We start from the raw sequence: 17,501 nt of genomic DNA on the forward strand, positions 1-17,501 counted from the left end.
TTAATTGTCTAATATATTAATATTTTATAATATTAGTATTTTCTTTGCATATTAAAATTGGATTACACACTTGCCCATTCCTGTTACGTTTTTTACTTTAAATATAGGTATGTTTTTATAGATTTTAGTTGAAACTATGAGGATTTTACATATAAGTGCGATTTATTTGTTGAATTTATTTGATTTGATGGTTTTTATTTGCGATTTCAGGATTTTAATTGCGATTCCCGAATTTTATTTGCGATTCTCACTTTTTATTTGTGATTCCCGAATTCTAATTGCGATTCTCACTTTTTATTTGCGTTTCCTGAATTTATTTGCGATTCTCACTTTTTATTTGCGTTCCCGTAGCTTAATTGCGATTTATACCTTTTATTTACGTTCTAGATTTTAATTACCATCCACTCTTTTTATTTATGATTTCAAAATCTTAATCGTACCAATCTATATCAACTTTCATTTTTTCCCTTTTCGGCTATGTGTATCGTATTTGTTTAGGGTATAATTACCAATAAGAATGTTTCGAGTAAGGAGGCATCGAATGCTTCAGCGTGATTTAAGCAAAGATATTATTTATGAACTTTCATATTCACTTTTTTCAAAGCTTTCTCCTCAAAATACGAGGGACGCAGAGCTTGTTGAAACTGGCCTGCAGTTGTATCGACTAGGTCAAGTATATAATGTTTCGGTTCGCGAAGGTCGCCTAGTTGGTGTTGTCGAAGAAGGGGATCAAATTCATTTACCAATTCTACATATTGAAAACCATGATCAAAATGGATGTGATTGCTACGAAGCTCCTCCATGCCAACATCAAATTGCCCTTCTTTGCTATGCTGCCGCTTCATTTTCTTTAGTCGGAGATATTATGAGGAAGTTTAAGCAGTCTTCTTTAAAAAGTATCCCGAATATCATGACTGGTCGTCAACTGCTAGATCAAATGAGTATGTTTGAGCAGGATCGACCGAAAGAGACAGTGGCTTTATTTGAGCAAAAGTATAAGGAGTATATAGAACAGCAAAGAACATCATTTTACCAAGATGTTTATTTTGTATATCCATTATATGAACGGTTTTATCATGGATTATTGAATCAACAACCACGTCAAGAAAAGGAAAAGCTACAATATCAGTTACTTGCGTCAATTTTTACAATGAATAAAATGGTCGGACAAATCGAAATTCAAAGTACAGTTTACGACAATGCGCATTTACCGCGCGAAATGACAATGCTAGAAAATCAAATTGACGCAGTAAGTAGACAATTACATAATTTAACTGGTGGTTCCGTGTCTACTCAGTACGAAGAAGTACTGCGTGAGCAGTTGCAGGCTCTTTTATTAGAAAGAAACCTTTGTTTAGTTCCTCGATATAACTCTTTTCGTCATGTATATAAAGAGCTATTAAATAGTCCTAAGATTTTATATAAGGATTTAGAAACATTATCAAAGGTTGAGGACAATTATTATGCAGATTTAGGAAAAGCTCATCTATATTATTTATTAAAAGAAGATGAAGCAATGCTGTCCATTATAAAGCAATACAGTAATAATGAACGTACTCTCTATTGCTTTACTTACTGGATCGAAAGTCTTCGAAAAAACAATGAAACAGATCGGCTAACATTATTTTTGCCATTGTATTACGAGATGCTTTTACTCTTTTTAAAAAATGGCGATGATGAATATGCAAAAACTACTTTTGCGAAACATTTCCTTACTAATTATGAGTACAATAGTTTTTACACTAATGAAACGGCCGGACTAGAAGTAGTTTATCAAGCATTACTTCCATATAGTGTGATGCAGTACACTGATTATTTAATGCATAATCGTGAATACAAACGATGGGCTGAGCTGCAAATGCACTTATATTCTTACAATCCTGATTACATTGATAAACATGACCTTCAGGAAGTACATAAGTACTCCCCTCAATCTGTATTACCTATATACCATCACTTAGTCCTTTATTACATTGAGTTAAAAGGCCGAGCAAACTATAAAATAGCTGTTCGATATTTAAAAAAACTAAAAACAAATTATAAAAAATTAAAGCGTATGAATGAGTGGGAAGATTATATTCAGTATGTTGAATCTCAATTTATTCGTTTACGTGCACTTCAAGAGGAATTAAAGAAAGGAAAATTAGTCAATGAAGCGACTAGCAAATCTTAGTATTGCCGTAAAATGGGTCGAGCGAAAAGGCTTACTCATTTATGGAATGCAAAGTCACGGTGTCATTTTACCGGTAACCGCATGGAAGCATCTAGTGTTTCAATGGCATGAACCTTCATATTATGGGACATTATTGCAGCCGACCCGGGTCGGTCAGATTGAAGGAATTCTTTTAACTCCAATCGAAGCACTTACTTTTTTTAGAGAACACCAAGAAAACTCATTAGTAGAGATTACATATTTAGATGAAGCAAATGAGTTTCATTCCGTCATCTCACGTTTATACGACGATTTTAATGAGGGGCACGTTTCTCCAAGTTTTGCTCATTATCAGACTGGCGAAGAGCTATGGAAAATTGATGGATTTGAACAATTAGAACCAACTTTACAGGAATTGGTTTCTTCTGCAATTAAACAGCAGTTTGAAATAGAAACTTTACAGTCTAAACGCTGGGATATTGCTAGGGGCTTATATCACAACCCAAGTTATATAAAACAGCAACTCACACATAGTATTGATGAAGACGATTGGCATGTGAAAATCGGGCTAAGAGACGATGATGTTCCATTTTCAATTCGATTAGTACTTGAAGAGCCAATGAGTGAACATGATGACTGGAATTTACGTACCTATTTAATTGATGAGCGAAAAACTATAAAACCTTATGAATATAACGGGCATGAATCATTACATAAAAAGCATTCATCTTATGCTGAGTATTTAGATCGAACGTTCCAAGGAGTAGGATTATTAGCACCAAACTTAATCGATGATCATAAGCCAAAAGAAATTTTAAGTGAACAAGAAGCTTGGACATTTTTAACAGAGGATAGTGAAAAAGTACTTTCCGCAAATATTCAGGTTCTTTTACCAAGCTGGTGGCAAGCTTTAAAACAAAATAAGATGACTTTAAAAGCAAGTGTAAAAGGTAAACCTGCTGGAAATTCATTTTTCAATATGGAAACATTAGTTGACTTCAACTGGCGAATCTCTACAAATGGGATGGAGCTTTCAGAACAACAATTCCAGCAATTCGTTGAAAATCAAAGACGTTTAATTCAATTTAATGGTCAGTGGATTGCACTTGACCCTGCTTTTATTGCACGTATGAAGAAAATGATGGTAAAGGCTGAAAAGCAAGGACTTAGATTTCACGAAGTTCTTCAACATGAGCTACTACAAGGGACTGAAAAACCTGAGGACGATAACTCACCTTTTGCTGAAGTTGAAATTGAAGTAGATGATGTATTCCGAGAATTAACTAAACGTTTAACATCCATTTCAGAAGTTCCTGAGCTTAATGTTCCTCATGGTCTGCAAGCAACATTACGAGCATATCAGCAAAAAGGGTTCGAATGGTTAGTTCATTTGAAAAATATGGGATTTGGTGCACTACTAGCTGACGATATGGGGCTTGGTAAAACAATTCAATCGATCTCTTATTTGGCTTATCGTAAAGAAAACGAAGAAAAACGAGGAGCATCATTGATTGTCTGCCCTACTTCTGTTATCAACAATTGGAAACGCGAAATTGAATTATTTTATCCTGATTTAACTGTTCATGTTCACTATGGAGGTAACCGTTTAAAAGGTGAAGATTTATTTTCAATAATGAGAGATGTCGACATTGTCATCACCTCCTATGCTTTAAGCGTGTTAGATTATGAAGACCTAAAGCAATATGTTTGGAAAAGTATCATTCTTGATGAAGCTCAAAACATAAAAAATCCAGCGACAAAGCAGTCTCGTGCAGTTCGTGGATTAAAATCTGAGCACCGGATTGCTCTTACTGGTACTCCAATGGAAAACCGCTTAACAGAGCTTTGGACAATATTTGATTTTATAAATAGAGGATATCTTGGTTCACTAAACCGTTTCGCTAGCAATTATGTAAATCCTATTGAGAAGGACCGAGATGAAGAAAAGATAAATGCTGTTCATCGTTTAATTTCGCCTTTTTTACTAAGACGTACAAAGCAAGACGAAGACGTGGCATTAAATCTCCCACCAAAACAAGAACAAAAGATGCTTTGCCCGTTATCTGTTGAACAAGCGGCATTATACGAACAAGTTGTTCAAGACAGCTTAAAACAAATCGATACATTAACTGGTATTGAACGTCGAGGCCGTATTTTATGGATGCTAAATAAATTAAAACAAATCTGTGATCACCCTTCTTTATTCTTAAAGGAATCACAGCTTGTTGAATTCGAAGAGAGATCAAGTAAAGTTGAACGACTATTCGAATTAATAGACCCAATCCTTGAACAAAAAGAAAGCTGTCTAATCTTTACTCAATATGTGAGAATGGGTGATATGCTAAAAGAGGCAATCCAAGCAAAATTTGGTGAAGAAGTATTATTCTTAAACGGTAGCGTACCTAAAACAGCGCGTGATAATATGATTTCTCGGTTCCAAAACGGTGAGGTAAAAGTGTTTATTCTGTCACTCAAGGCTGGTGGAACAGGACTAAACTTAACAGCAGCAAATCACGTAATGCACTTTGACCGTTGGTGGAATCCAGCAGTTGAAAACCAAGCGACTGACCGAGCGTACAGAATTGGACAAACAAAGTTCGTTCAAGTCCATAAATTTGTAACAATCGGAACACTAGAAGAAAAAATTGATGAAATGCTACAACGGAAACAATCACTTAACGATACAATCATAACGAGCGAACAGTGGATTACAGAGTTGTCTATGGATGAGCTTGTTGATTTGTTAGGTGTTTAATATGAAGGGAAAATGGGATTATTGTATAGAGATAATCCCATTTTCTATTAATTGGAGGTTATATTATGGGCACAAATACTGGAATGAACGTAATTGTCAAAAACCATGATGAAAATTGGAAAAACTTATTTCAAATAGAAGCTAACCGTATACGTGAAATCTTAAAAGATGAGCTTATTGAGATTCACCACATTGGTAGTACATCAGTTCCAAATTTAAAGGCTAAACCGATTATTGATATATTACCTGTCGTTAAAAACATAGAAAACATAGACTTGTATAATGACCAATTGGCTAAAATTGGTTATGAGGGACTTGGTGAGTTCGGTCTTCCAGGTAGAAGATACTTCCGAAAAGGTGGCGAGAATCGTACCCATCAAATGCATATGTATCAGTTTGATAATGAAAAAGAAATTGAGCGTCATATTGCGGTTCCTGCTTTTTTAAGAGCACATGAGGATGTGATGAAAGCATATGGAGAATTAAAAGCGCAGCTTGCTGAAAAATTTTCAAAAGATATTTATGGATATATGGACGGAAAAGATGCTTTTGTGAAGGAAATTGAGCGAAAAGCAATAGAATGGCGAAAATCGATTTAATTAATACAGATAATAAAACAGTAAAAAACATGCTTTGGGTATAAGCATGTTTTTTTATTTGGATTTCATTATTAAAGATTATAAAAAAAGGTTCCACAAATCGAATAAAATATAAAGAACACAATTGGCAGAGACATGAAAAACCCTATTGCCAAGAACTTTCTTTTTGAGACTCCCCAACAAGAAATACCTATTAGAAGTGGTATAGCAACAACTATTCCAGCCGCGATGGAAAATTTTAATAAATCGATTCCCACTATAGTAACAAGGATCCCACTGAATGAAGTGAGGATCCCAAGAAAAATCCCTTTAAAAAAATCAGCAACTGGATGAAAATCACGTTTAGCTGACAATCTGATTCCCCCCTCCCCAATTTACACTACCTATAAATATATGATAGTAGAACATTCAGAAAAATAGTATCATAGGGTTAGCAACATGACAATAAAACTTTTGAAATAAAAAAGGAAGTGATACTATAAACACCCCTGTAATGATCCCGCTTTTTGGCATGGAACTTCACCCACATCGAGTTTTTGAAAGTTTAGCCTTTTTTATAGGATTTAGAATATATATTAAGTTCCGCCGAAAGGAAACAATTAGTGAAGAAAAAACTGTTTATGTACTAATAGGAGCAATTCTAGGTTCCCTTTTGGGTAGTCTGATTGTCGCTTCACTACAGGACATCCCCAAATTATTACATAGCATTAATAGTCATGGTCTATTAGGAATATTTCAAGGTAAAACCATTGTCGGAGGGTTACTTGGTGGGATCATTGGAGTCGAATTAAGTAAAAAGCTTTGTAACCAAACACGTTCAACCGGAGATGATATGGTCCTTCCACTTTGTCTGGCAATGTGCATTGGAAGAATTGGTTGCTTTTTAACCGGAATAAATGATGATACATATGGGATTCCTACTTCAAGTGTATTTGGGATTGATTTAGGTGATGGAATAAAACGTCACCCAACGTCACTTTATGACATTGCCTTTTTATGCTGTCTACTGTTCGTTATAAAATACATTTTTAGAAAAAAACCTTATGAAGGTTTTCATTTCGCTCTATTTTCCAGCTCATATTTTCTTTATAGGTTTTTCATTGAGTGGTTAAAACCAACAATCAAGCCATATGGAGAAATTAGCAGTATTCAACTAACTTGTTTATTAGGCGTATTGTATTACGCTATTTATTTTTTCTATCAGAGAAGGAGAAATTATCGTGCCGAATCGTCCGTATACGTACAGTGATTTTACATTATCCATTTGTAGTAAATGCTTACGAAAAGTAGAAGCAAAAATTATATATGAAAATGATTGCGTTTATATGTTAAAACGCTGCATGCACCACGGAATGGAGAAAGTCTTAATTTCTACAGATATCCCTTATTATCAATTATGTAGGGAATTTATTAAACCAAGTGAAATGCCTCATCGATGGAATACTCCAATTAAATACGGTTGCCCATACGATTGTGGTCTTTGCCCGGATCATGAACAACATAGTTGTTTAAGTATTGTTGAAATAACAGATGTATGTAATTTGCAATGTCCAATTTGTTATGCAGAAAGTTCCCCTAAACGAACTACTTGGAAAGATCTAGAAACCATTAAACGGATGTTTGATACAATCATTAAAAACGAAAAAGAAGCAGATGTAGTTCAAATCTCCGGTGGTGAACCGACAATCCACCCTCAATTTTTTGAAATACTGGATGAGGCAAAAAAGCGAAGCATTAAACACCTAATGGTCAATACAAACGGAATTAGAATTGCCACTGATGAAGCCTTTGTAAAAAGACTCGCAAGTTACAAGCCTGGCTTTGAAATCTATCTTCAGTTTGATAGTTTTGAAGAGGAAACACTTCTTGAGCTACGAGGGCGCGATTTACGAGAGGTGCGACAAAAAGCTATTAACCATTTAAATAAATATAATATTAGTACAACACTGGTTGCTGTCCTAAAAAAGGGCTTAAATGATCATGAAATCGGTAAAATTATTAAATGGGGCACGGAGCAAAAATGTGTACGTGGTGTAACATTCCAACCTATTCAACACGCTGGTAGAACGGAAAATTATGATCCATCAACTGAACGCTTAACACTGAGTGAAGTTCGCCAAGAGATTATTAAACAAAGTGAATTTTATTCTGAAAATGATATTATTCCAGTCCCTTGTCACCCTGATAGTCTAGCAATGGGCTATGCTTTAAAAATGGGCGGTAAAATTACCCCTTTAACTAGTATCATTGATAAGAATGTACTACTTGAGGGTGAAAGGAATACAATAGTTTTCGAGAGCGATGAAGAGCTACGAAACAAGGTTTTCAAATTATTTAGTTTAAATCACTCCCCTCAAAGTGGATTTCAAGGCTTAAAGGATCTACTATGTTGTTTACCGAAAGTTATTTTACCAAGTGGAATGGGATATGAAAATGTATTTCGAGTATTAATTATGAAATTCCAAGATAATTATGATTTAGATGTTCGTAGCGTAAAAAAATCGTGTGTTCATTTTGTAACGACAGATGATAAAATGATTCCATTTGACACATATAATTTATTTTATAGGGACGACAAAGAGTCATATTTAGAGACACTTAGAGAAGAAATCATAAGATAATGCAAAACCCCACTTAAAGTAAAAGTGAATTTCGCCCTTCTCTTAAGAATAAAAGAAAGCCTATTTTTTCAGGAAATAGGCTTCTTTTTTATTCACTCTATTTATTTAAGTGCAAATGTAAGTTCAGCTTCACAAGCTATTTGTCCGTCAACTGTTGCTACTGCTTTACCTTTACCAATTGGTCCACGCATTTTCACTAGTTCAACCTCTAGTCTTAGCTGATCACCAGGTACTACTTGTCTTTTAAAGCGGCAATTATCGATACCAGCAAATAATGCTAGTTTTCCTTTATTTTGCTCAAGGCTTAAAGCCGCAACTCCTCCAACTTGTGCAAGGGCTTCTACAATTAGTACCCCTGGCATTACAGGATAATCAGGGAAATGACCGTTAAAAAACTCTTCGTTAGCAGTTACATTTTTAATACCAATCGCACGTTTACCTTCTTCGTGCTCAATAATACGATCTACTAATAAAAATGGGTAACGATGAGGAAGAATTTCCTTAATTGCTTTAATATCTAACATTTTATGTAGTCCTCCATTTGTAAAGATTCAATATGTTAATAAAAAAGAAGCAAGTCTTAAGACCAGCTTCTATGCGCTATTAGTATAATACTATCTTATTTTGTAAGTTAACGCAAACCAATAATGAAACCGCTCATTTGCTTACCAGTATTACTCCAATTACTCTATAAGAGCTAAAACGGTAAGTTTCTTAGTCAATTAAATCAACCTTAGAACTCAATATATCTATTACTTTAAAGTTCAGTTATTAGTGATCACCTATAAGCAAAGGGTCATCCCAAACTAATTCAAGCTACCTACTCTGTTCGACTATTTATATGTTTAATTTACAGAAAATTTATAAAAATTAGAAATTTTGTAAAGTATTTGACAGACGAAAGGAACCAGTTTTTTTATCATTAAGTTAGAACAAGAAACAGATGCTGCTCTTTAGGACAACAGTGTGTATCGCCCATTTTGTTTCTCAATGAATCCTTTTTCACATAATTCATTCATAACATAGGACACGCTTACACGTGATGAACCAATTACATAAGCTAGTTCTTGGTGAGTGAATGGAATCGTAATTGTTATACCCTTAGGTGTTTCCTTACCATATGAGGATGCTAATTGGCGCAGCATTGTTAAGACACGCTCCCCTACATCTGAAAAACTCATTAACCTCGTTTGAAGAAGTAGAGCTGATTGTTTATTACTTAGCGATCTTAGCGTTTTAAGAATGAGCTCTGGCTCACTCATAACGATATCGCGAAACGTTGCTTTTGGTATTTGAAGGACACGTGCGATTGACGAGGTAGAAGCGTTATATCCATATGCTTCATCTGCCCATACGTTTGATTCTCCAATTATATTACCAGAGCCTACGATATATAAATGGCGCTCGGCTCCATTAGATGATAACAAGTAAATACGAATGCGCCCTTCAAGGACTAGATAAACAAATGGATGATGTTCATCTTGTTGGAATAATACGACTTCACGTGAGAATGACAGTTCTTTACCTACTTTAATAAAAGGTGCTGCTGTCCATTCGCCTTGTTCAAACCATAAGGATTGATGATTCATATGTCACCTCAAATTAATTATGTATCAAATAATGAAAACGCTATCAAAACAGTGAAAGGATGAATTTAATATGACTAGCCCATTTTTAGAGAAACGTTCTTTTTTTCCGACCTTATCTGAAACAATTCATTTATCAAGTTGTTCCCAAAGTGCAATCTCATTACCAGTGAAGGAAAGTATTCAATCTTACCTTACAAGCTGGACCGAAAAAGGTATGGACTGGGAAGGATGGATGGACAAAGTATATGAAGCAAAAGTCGCCTTTGCTACTTTAATAAATGCTTCTCCTGATGAGATTGCGGTGTTATCTAGCGTATCTGATGCCGCTTCATCATTTGCAGCTTCGTTAGATTTTACTGGAAGTCGAAATAAAGTTGTTACAACCGATATTGATTTCCCCTGCATTGGTCACGTTTGGCTATCACAAGTACCACGTGGCGCAAACGTCACGTTTTTAAATGAAAACCTTCATCAAATTCAAATCGAACAATATGAAAAAGCAGTGGATACAAACACACTTATTACATCTGTGCCACATGTATCTTATTATAATGGGTTTATTCAGGATATCAAAGCTATATCAAACATTACCAAAACGAATGGATCACTACTATTTGTCGATGCCTATCAATCTGCCGGAAGTGTTCCAATCGATGTAAAGGAAATGGGAGTTGATGCACTCGCAACTGGCGCACAAAAGTTTTTACTAGGTATACCTGGGATTAGCTTTTTATATGTAAGAAAAGAGTTAGCAGAGTCTCTCCACCCCCCAACGACTGGTTGGTTTAGTCGAGTAAATCCATTTGCTTTTGATCAGCATCTTCTCGATTATGCGGAAGGGACAAGGAGATTTGATACTGGAACTCCAATGATGATAAACGCTTATGCAGCTGAAGCAGGAATTTCTTTATTAAATCAAATTGGTGTTCCAGCCATTCAGGATTATCTATCTTACTTATCTACTGTTGCAATTGAAACAGCGCATTCACTCGGATTGACCGTTGTTAGCCCAACAGATTTATCAATAAAAGGTAGTAACACTGCCATTCGAGTGCAACAAGCTAACGTCGTTGAGCAATACTTAAAAACAAAAAAAATAATTGTCTCTGCCCGAAATGACGTTTTGCGCGTGGCTCCTCATTTCTACAATACAGAAGATGAAGTTGTACGCGCGATTGAGGAAATTGCTTATGCAATTAGGAAAAGCTGACAAAAAACTATATTTCAAAAAATCAATTCTGGTAATTGTCGGAACAATTTTGGTCGCACTTACCTATTATTTTTTCCAGGTGCCAAATGGAATTGTGGCTCCTGGACTTGGTGGTATTTGTATGTTGCTTGTTAAATTCATACCTATTCCACTAGGGATTCTTTACTTTTTATTAAACATACCACTATTTTTAATTGGATACCGAGCAGTTGGAGTACCATTTGCATTGTTTAGTTTACTCGGAATGTGTAGTTTATCATTCTTCTTAACTCTCTTCTCCTCACTACCAGGTCCGCATCTTCCGTTTATAGGATGTATACTCAGTGGGATTTTGTCCGGAATCGGGATTGGGATCGTGATTTTAGCAGGTGGTACAACTGGAGGACTTGATATAGCAAGTGTAGTAATCAATAGAAAATTCTCCAATTTTTCTATTGGAAAAACGATGATGGTTATAAATGGAATTGTCCTTTTGTGTTCCTTAATCGGAGAAGGTTTACAGCAAACTTTCCTCACGCTTTTTAGTATGTTGATTGCCGGAAAAAGTGTTGATTGGACGTTATCTTATAGAAAACAATTCAAGAAAGGTGGCGAAACAATATGAATGAAAACAAAACTGTAATTGAACGAGAAGGAGGACTAAGTCGTTCGCTTACAAGTAGACAGTTGACCATGATTGGGATTGGTGGAGCAATTGGTACCGGTTTATTTATGGGAAGTGGCATTGCAATCGGATACGCTGGACCTGGGGTTATTCTAAGTTATATTATCGCTGCATTCATAGCAGTCATAATGATGTTTAGTTTATCTGAAATGGCAGTTGTGCACCCAACAGCCGGTTCATTCGGTACTTATGCAGAGATGTATTTAAATCCTTGGGCAGGTTTCCTAATTCGCTACACATATTGGGCGGCACAAGTAATTGCAATTGGTGGAGAAGCTGTTGCGGTTGGACTGTACATGCAGTATTGGTTCCCAAGTATTCCTGTTTGGTTATGGACACTTGGATTTGGTATTGCTTTAGTCCTTGTGAACAGCAGGTCTGTTTCCAACTTTGGTCAAATCGAGTATTGGTTTGCAATGATTAAAGTCGTTGCGATTGTACTATTCATCGTTTTTGGTGTTTCGCTCCTATTTGGAATTGGACATTCACACTCTGTAGGATTTCACCATTATACCGATCAGCATGGGTTCCTACCTAATGGATTTAAAGGTGTTTGGATGGCAGTACTTATGGCAATCTTTAGTTTTTATGGTGTAGAGATTGTCGCTGTAACAGCAGGGGAATCTAAAGATCCAAAAACAGCTATTCCTAAAGCAATGAAGAGCATGGTTCTACGTTTGTTTTTATTCTATATCCTATCGTTAGGAATCATAGTTGCTGTTATTCCTTGGATGCAAGCAGGTGCCCATGAGGTTTCTGGATCACCGTTTGTAAAAGTCTTTGAGAGTTCTGGTGTGAGATATGCGGCTGGCATTATGAATTTTGTTATCTTAACCGCTGCACTATCCAGTATGAATACTAATTTATACTTAACATCACGTATGTTATTCTCCTTATCTCGTGGAGATTATGCTCCAAAATCATTCGGTAAATTATCTAAAAATGGTACGCCAGTAACGGCAATTTTCATTTCAAGTGCAGGTGTATTAATCGCAACTGTATTGTCTATGTACTACCCAGATACATTTAACAAATTATTTGGTATCTCAATCTTTGGTGGCATTTTAGTATGGCTTATGATTTTAATTAGTCATCTTCGTTTTAGAAAAACCGTTCACCTTCATTATAAAGAGCCATTACCAGTTAAAGCACCGCTCTTTCCGTTTCTTCAGTGGATCGGAATACTACTACTTAGTGGTATCTTAATTACAATGGCATTTTCACCGGATTGGAACTCCGCTTGGAAAATTGGTGTTCCGTGGGTCATATTAGTATCAATTGGCTATTGGATCCAAAAAAGACGTAAATCGATTTTATACAAACAAAATTCAAATAATAAATCAGCACTTTAATTATTTAGCTTAAACCTTTTAAAGATTGCTAGTTTATAAATATAAATTTAAATAAAAAGACAGAAATAAAAGATGTAATCGCCTTTTAATTCTGTCTCTTTTTTATTCCATTTTTGATTAACCAATTTTCAACCTTTACGGTTTTATAGACTCAGCTTTAAGTAACTTAGGCAGTATAAAATAAATAGTTAATACTAACAATCGACAAACTAGCCGACTATGGCTAAATATTTGGATCAATTAACTCACCTCTTTAATTATATACAGAATTTTCGGATAAAAATCTCATAGACTTTTATTGAAGTTTCCCCAACTTTTCGTATAATCACTGCCACCATATACCAAAATAATTGTAATTAGTTATTATAAATGGGGTGCTTAGCATTGAAGGTGTTTTGGGTATTTCTATGTTTATTTATACTAGAGATGTGCTTATTGGAAGGAATCGACTTATATAATGGGAATGAATTTCCTCACTTATTAACGAATATAATGCTAAGCAAAACTGAACTAGTAGGTGAAGATTATGTATTAATTTTCTTCTTTACTGTTCCATTCGGCGTTGCCAAAATCGTCCTACAGTATATGAAAAAACTAAAAAAGAAACGAAATCAAGAACAAAATCAAAATACTTCTAATTAAAACGAAAGAGAATGCAGTTAGAGCTTCTATGCTGCATTCTCTTTTGTTTTTGTTTTTGCTTTTTTTTGGATGACTGCAATGACCAACAGAACAGTAGGAATAACGATTTGTAAAGGTATATGTAAATAGTAAGGCACAATGTCAAGCCCTTCTTTATAGTGCTCTAAATAATCAGGTGCCATCCATACGGAACAAATTACTATGATTACTGCAATTGGATATGTAAGTGTATCCGATTTTTTCACTTTAAATAAATCTGCCGCTCCAATGATTGCACAAAAGAAGAAAACCGTTATCTTAATAAATCCCCCTACAGCAATAACAATGACAACGACTGAATCGAGTCTTTGAATAAAATCAGCAATATTGATATAACTAATTGCAGTTAAGATAGGATAAGTAGCTCTCACCAAAGTATTTGCTCCTAAAACACAAATATTAAGCATTGTTAATAATGTTAAAACCAGACCTGCAAAAATTAGTCCAGGAATGCCGACCTTCCATGCATAATCCGGTTTCCTTAAATAAGGTAAAATCATTGTAAATACAATCATTTCACCAAATGGAAATGTAACAGTCAAAGGGTACGCTTCTTTTATTATGGTTTTCCACCCCGTCTCTAGTACGGGTCTTAGATTATCAGTCTTTATTATTCCTGCAATTACTTCAAAACCAATTATTGATATCATTATGAAGAGGATTACGATAAACAGAAACTCACATACTCTACCGAATACTTCAAAACCTTTAAAGACTGCATACATACATAAAAACATAAATAATATACCGATTGAAATAAGAGAGGACGCGTTGTAGAGTGTAATCACTAGTAATTCTTCAAAGTCTCTAAGCACTCGTGCTCCAATATAAATAAAATAGAGAATATAAACCATTGCTAGTAATTTGCCTGCAAACTTCCCTAAAATAGATTGAATATATATCGTAAATGGTAACTCGGGATACAGATCAAATAATTTAATGTAAACACATAATAGTAAGCATCCAGTAACCAAAGCTGTTAAAACACTAATCCAAGCATCCTGCATTGCACCGGATGCAATCCCTACTAATGTAGCGCTCCCCATTTCAAATAAAAATATAATACTAAAGAATTGGTAGGCACCAATTGATAATTTTCGATTCATTAGCATTCCCTTCTTTTCTAAAATGGATAAGCTTTTTTTCTCATACCTACATTATTTATTTGGACATCAACATCAATTTTCACTTTAGCTTTTTGAAATTGGTCATTCCAGTTTTTCTCATATTTTTTAAAAACCTTTGGATCTGATAAATGTAGTTTATCGCCAAACCCAAAAATATCTGCACCATATCCTTGTGCTTTTTTAATTCCTTCTTCTAGGATTTGCTTTATCGCTTTCTCACTTAATAATTCATATTTTTTTAGTGTGTTTGCTTTATCAAAATTGTCATTACAAAGAACTTCATCAATAATGGCTATCGATTTTACTTTTATGTGAATTATTGGTATTTTACCTTTCATTTTAATCTTCGTGTCCGTTTTCACACGTGTGAGCTCCATCGAATCATATTCTTTTTTGCTGCATTTTATTTGTATATTTGATTCTTTTATTACATTATCAATTATTTGTACCGATTTTGCCGGTGCACCATCTAACCACCCTACTAGCCTTCCTTTTTTAATAACGCCTAACCCCTCAATTTTGTTATAGGATGATTTCACACTTGAAAAATTATCAAGTGATTCAGAAGTCTTGGTTTCATGTTCTAAAACTGCACCATTAATGACTGGCTCTCTACCAGTACTTGAAAGAGCTGATATTACTTGGCGCATTTGTATTTCTTGATTTTCCCCTAAAAGAGATGACGTATTTTTAATTTTTCCTACGATCGACTTAGCCGGTAATTTATCAAGTGCTGGCAAGTTATTCATTACTCGATAAACACTGTCGTTCCTTGCAATAATGACTGGAATATTAACACGTATTTTGGAATCCCTTTCAAACACATCAAATATATAGTTTAACGATTTATCCTTTGCTAATTTTTCACCAATGACTACGAGTGCTACATGAGAATATATATTTGATCGAGAAACACTTTTTGTAGCATTTCGAGCCGCTTCCGAAATTGTTCTACCTTTTTCTACTAGGGAAATAACTGGTGTACCTATTGAACCAGTTACGCTAGCAATTGCACTCGGATTAATGATTTGAAGAACCATATTATATTGATTATCTTTAGGTATATAATCAATACCCATAGCTACCACGATCGATACACTGTTTAATTCTTTATAATTAGAACAACTCACCAAAAGTAAACTTGTAATAAGAATTAAGATCATACATTTTCTTTTCATACTTATTCTCCAGTACTTTGTTCTTTAACGGTTTTTGTGTTTCCTTGACTAGGTACAACTAAAATAGTATCTTTTTGGCTTTTTATACGGAATGGAGCAAATGGTGCAAAATATGGCTCTCCAAAAGATCGGAGGCTACACATATGTAATAATATAATTAAACCGCCAATCAAAATTCCAAATAAACCAATATAAGCTGCTGCCAATAATAATATAAAACGAAGGATCCTAGCGGCTGTTGACATATTATAATAAGGGATCGTAAAGCTAGCAATCGCAGTAATTGATACGATGATTACCATTGACGCAGATACAAATCCTGCTTGTACAGCTGCTTGCCCCAAGATTAAGGCTCCAACAATTGAAAGCGCCTGCCCAACCGCTCTTGGCATTCGAATTCCGGCTTCACGTAATACTTCAAAAACTAATTCCATACCAAGAGCTTCAACAATCGCTGGCAAAGGCACACCTTCACGTTGAGCCGCTAAGCTTACTAATAAAACCGTTGGAACTACAGCCTGATGAAATGAAGTAATGGCAATGAAAATTCCAGGTGCAAACAAAGCAGTCCAAAAGGACATATAACGCAGCAATCTTAAAAAAGTACCAATATATGAGCTTTGATAATAATCCTCTGGAGATTGAAAAAACTGTGTAAATGTAGCTGGTAAAATTAAGACAAATGGTGTACCAGCTATAAAAATTGAAACACGTCCTTCCAGTAAGTTACCTACTACAGCATCAGGTCTCTCTGAATTAATCATTGTTGGAAAAATAGTCTTTTGGTCGTTTTGAATATAGTTTTCAATATAGCTGGATTCTAAGATTTCATCTGCATTAATAGCCTCTAAACGATGTTTTACTTCCCTTAATAACTCTTCATCTACAACACCTTTTATATACATTATTTCTACATCAGTTCTCGTTACTTCACCTATTTTCATTGACTCGATTCGTAGCGCTGGGTGTTGAATTCTATTACGAATTAGAGAAGTATTTGTACGTAAGCTTTCTGTAAAGCTATCCTTTGGTCCTCTGATTACAGTTTGCGTTGACGGTTCTGTTATACTTCTAGATTGGACCATTTTTGTACATGCAACTAAGAAGTTACTATCATGATCTAAAAGAACAACGGTATCTCCAATTAATAATGCTGATAGAAGATTTGTATAGCTTGATTGTGATTTTAAACTTGAAACGGCAATTACGCTTTTTAAGCCATTCTCTAAATCTGTTAATGACAGCGTTGTTTCTTTTTCTGCATTAATTTTAACGATTTTATTAATGATTCCATCATTCACTAATTTCTCATTTGAAATTCCGTCAATATGAATTACAGCAAAAGAATACTGCATGCCTTCCCCAAGTGTTTCATGACGAATCACAAGGTCAGAGCTATCTCCAAAATCATCTTTTATTCTTTTTATATTCTCTAAAATGTCCTTACTTAAAGAACGGGATATATTATTTTGAAATGGAATTTTTTTATTTGTAGCTGCACTATTGGTTTCTTTGTAGTTAAACACTTTTTTCCACCACCCCATAATCATGGCTTATTATTCTTATACTTTTT

The 17,501-nt window shown here is 34.8% G+C and carries 15 protein-coding genes; 9 read left to right on the plus strand and 6 right to left on the minus strand.

Annotated elements, in window-relative coordinates:
- The first annotated feature begins 541 nt into the window (after positions 1-541).
- The 3 genes from CN946_RS02595 (at position 542) to CN946_RS02605 (ending at position 5,506) form a co-directional block, all read left to right on the plus strand.
- On the plus strand, positions 542-2,173 hold the full coding sequence (locus CN946_RS02595; RefSeq protein ID WP_098859779.1) for a hypothetical protein: 1,632 nt from the start codon (positions 542-544) through the stop codon (positions 2,171-2,173).
- Entirely contained in the window at positions 2,151-4,907 is a 2,757-nt protein-coding gene (locus tag CN946_RS02600) for a DEAD/DEAH box helicase (protein WP_098859780.1), read from the plus strand. The genes CN946_RS02595 and CN946_RS02600 overlap by 23 nt, the downstream gene beginning before the upstream one ends.
- A gap of 65 nt (positions 4,908-4,972) precedes the next feature.
- Positions 4,973-5,506: a GrpB family protein gene (locus CN946_RS02605; RefSeq protein ID WP_286133796.1), complete on the plus strand. Its 534-nt coding sequence runs from the start codon at positions 4,973-4,975 to the stop codon at positions 5,504-5,506.
- 71 nt (positions 5,507-5,577) lie between these two features.
- Here CN946_RS02605 and CN946_RS02610 read toward each other — a convergent pair whose 3' ends face one another.
- Complete coding sequence (locus tag CN946_RS02610; RefSeq protein ID WP_098859781.1) at positions 5,578-5,859, minus strand: hypothetical protein; 282 nt, start codon at positions 5,857-5,859, stop codon at positions 5,578-5,580.
- Between the two features lie 140 nt (positions 5,860-5,999).
- On the opposite strand from CN946_RS02610, the gene CN946_RS02615 reads away from it, so the two are divergent.
- Positions 6,000-6,755, plus strand: coding sequence for a prolipoprotein diacylglyceryl transferase (locus tag CN946_RS02615; protein WP_286133797.1), 756 nt, complete (start codon positions 6,000-6,002; stop codon positions 6,753-6,755).
- Positions 6,724-8,127, plus strand: a complete 1,404-nt coding sequence (locus CN946_RS02620) for a radical SAM protein (protein ID WP_176547191.1) — start codon at positions 6,724-6,726, stop codon at positions 8,125-8,127. The genes CN946_RS02615 and CN946_RS02620 overlap by 32 nt, the downstream gene beginning before the upstream one ends.
- Positions 8,128-8,228: 101 nt before the next feature.
- On the opposite strand, the gene fabZ is transcribed toward CN946_RS02620, so the two are convergent.
- On the minus strand, positions 8,229-8,651 hold the full coding sequence (gene fabZ, locus CN946_RS02625) for a 3-hydroxyacyl-ACP dehydratase FabZ (RefSeq protein ID WP_056469377.1): 423 nt from the start codon (positions 8,649-8,651) through the stop codon (positions 8,229-8,231).
- A 429-nt stretch (positions 8,652-9,080) separates the two neighbouring features.
- On the minus strand, positions 9,081-9,716 hold the full coding sequence (locus CN946_RS02630; protein WP_098859784.1) for a Crp/Fnr family transcriptional regulator: 636 nt from the start codon (positions 9,714-9,716) through the stop codon (positions 9,081-9,083).
- Between the two features lie 70 nt (positions 9,717-9,786).
- Here CN946_RS02630 and CN946_RS02635 point away from each other — a divergent pair, with 70 nt between their 5' ends.
- From CN946_RS02635 to CN946_RS02650, 4 genes are all read left to right on the plus strand, one after another.
- Positions 9,787-10,926, plus strand: coding sequence for an aminotransferase class V-fold PLP-dependent enzyme (locus CN946_RS02635; protein WP_098859785.1), 1,140 nt, complete (start codon positions 9,787-9,789; stop codon positions 10,924-10,926).
- Positions 10,907-11,530, plus strand: a complete 624-nt coding sequence (locus tag CN946_RS02640) for a YitT family protein (RefSeq protein WP_176547179.1) — start codon at positions 10,907-10,909, stop codon at positions 11,528-11,530. The genes CN946_RS02635 and CN946_RS02640 overlap by 20 nt, the downstream gene beginning before the upstream one ends.
- Positions 11,527-12,942 (plus strand): amino acid permease, encoded by a 1,416-nt coding sequence (locus CN946_RS02645; RefSeq protein ID WP_098859787.1) that lies wholly within the window; start codon positions 11,527-11,529, stop codon positions 12,940-12,942. The genes CN946_RS02640 and CN946_RS02645 overlap by 4 nt, the downstream gene beginning before the upstream one ends.
- Before the next feature lie 384 nt (positions 12,943-13,326).
- On the plus strand, positions 13,327-13,584 hold the full coding sequence (locus CN946_RS02650) for a hypothetical protein (protein ID WP_141546849.1): 258 nt from the start codon (positions 13,327-13,329) through the stop codon (positions 13,582-13,584).
- A gap of 26 nt (positions 13,585-13,610) precedes the next feature.
- Here the strand turns inward: CN946_RS02650 and CN946_RS02655 are convergent, their stop codons facing one another.
- The 3 genes from CN946_RS02655 to CN946_RS02665 are packed head-to-tail and all read right to left on the minus strand — an operon-like array spanning position 13,611 to position 17,454.
- Entirely contained in the window at positions 13,611-14,729 is a 1,119-nt protein-coding gene (locus tag CN946_RS02655) for a GerAB/ArcD/ProY family transporter (RefSeq protein WP_176547180.1), read from the minus strand.
- Between the two features lie 17 nt (positions 14,730-14,746).
- The gene (locus tag CN946_RS02660) at positions 14,747-15,928 is read right to left on the minus strand and encodes a Ger(x)C family spore germination protein (RefSeq protein WP_098859790.1); all 1,182 of its coding nucleotides are present in this window, start codon (positions 15,926-15,928) and stop codon (positions 14,747-14,749) included.
- 2 nt (positions 15,929-15,930) lie between these two features.
- Positions 15,931-17,454 carry a spore germination protein gene (locus CN946_RS02665; protein WP_286133798.1) on the minus strand — a complete coding sequence of 508 codons (1,524 nt, stop codon included), beginning with the start codon at positions 17,452-17,454 and terminating at the stop codon, positions 15,931-15,933.
- Between the last annotated feature and the right edge of the window lie 47 nt (positions 17,455-17,501).

The sequence above is a fragment of the Bacillus sp. AFS053548 genome (genome assembly GCF_002575105.1).
GTDB lineage: Bacteria > Bacillota > Bacilli > Bacillales > Bacillaceae_G > Gottfriedia.

Excerpts from the sequence above, each read along its gene's own strand:
- CN946_RS02595 (WP_098859779.1), top strand. The coding sequence starts at position 542 with ATGCTTCAGCGTGATTTAAGCAAAGATATTATTTATGAACTTTCATAT.
- CN946_RS02600 (WP_098859780.1), top strand. The coding sequence starts at position 2,151 with ATGAAGCGACTAGCAAATCTTAGTATTGCCGTAAAATGGGTCGAGCGA.
- CN946_RS02605 (WP_286133796.1), top strand. The coding sequence starts at position 4,973 with ATGGGCACAAATACTGGAATGAACGTAATTGTCAAAAACCATGATGAA.
- CN946_RS02615 (WP_286133797.1), top strand. The coding sequence starts at position 6,000 with ATGATCCCGCTTTTTGGCATGGAACTTCACCCACATCGAGTTTTTGAA.
- fabZ (WP_056469377.1), bottom strand. The coding sequence starts at position 8,651 with ATGTTAGATATTAAAGCAATTAAGGAAATTCTTCCTCATCGTTACCCA.
- CN946_RS02630 (WP_098859784.1), bottom strand. The coding sequence starts at position 9,716 with ATGAATCATCAATCCTTATGGTTTGAACAAGGCGAATGGACAGCAGCA.
- CN946_RS02635 (WP_098859785.1), top strand. The coding sequence starts at position 9,787 with ATGACTAGCCCATTTTTAGAGAAACGTTCTTTTTTTCCGACCTTATCT.
- CN946_RS02640 (WP_176547179.1), top strand. The coding sequence starts at position 10,907 with ATGCAATTAGGAAAAGCTGACAAAAAACTATATTTCAAAAAATCAATT.
- CN946_RS02645 (WP_098859787.1), top strand. The coding sequence starts at position 11,527 with ATGAATGAAAACAAAACTGTAATTGAACGAGAAGGAGGACTAAGTCGT.
- CN946_RS02655 (WP_176547180.1), bottom strand. The coding sequence starts at position 14,729 with ATGAATCGAAAATTATCAATTGGTGCCTACCAATTCTTTAGTATTATA.
- CN946_RS02660 (WP_098859790.1), bottom strand. The coding sequence starts at position 15,928 with ATGAAAAGAAAATGTATGATCTTAATTCTTATTACAAGTTTACTTTTG.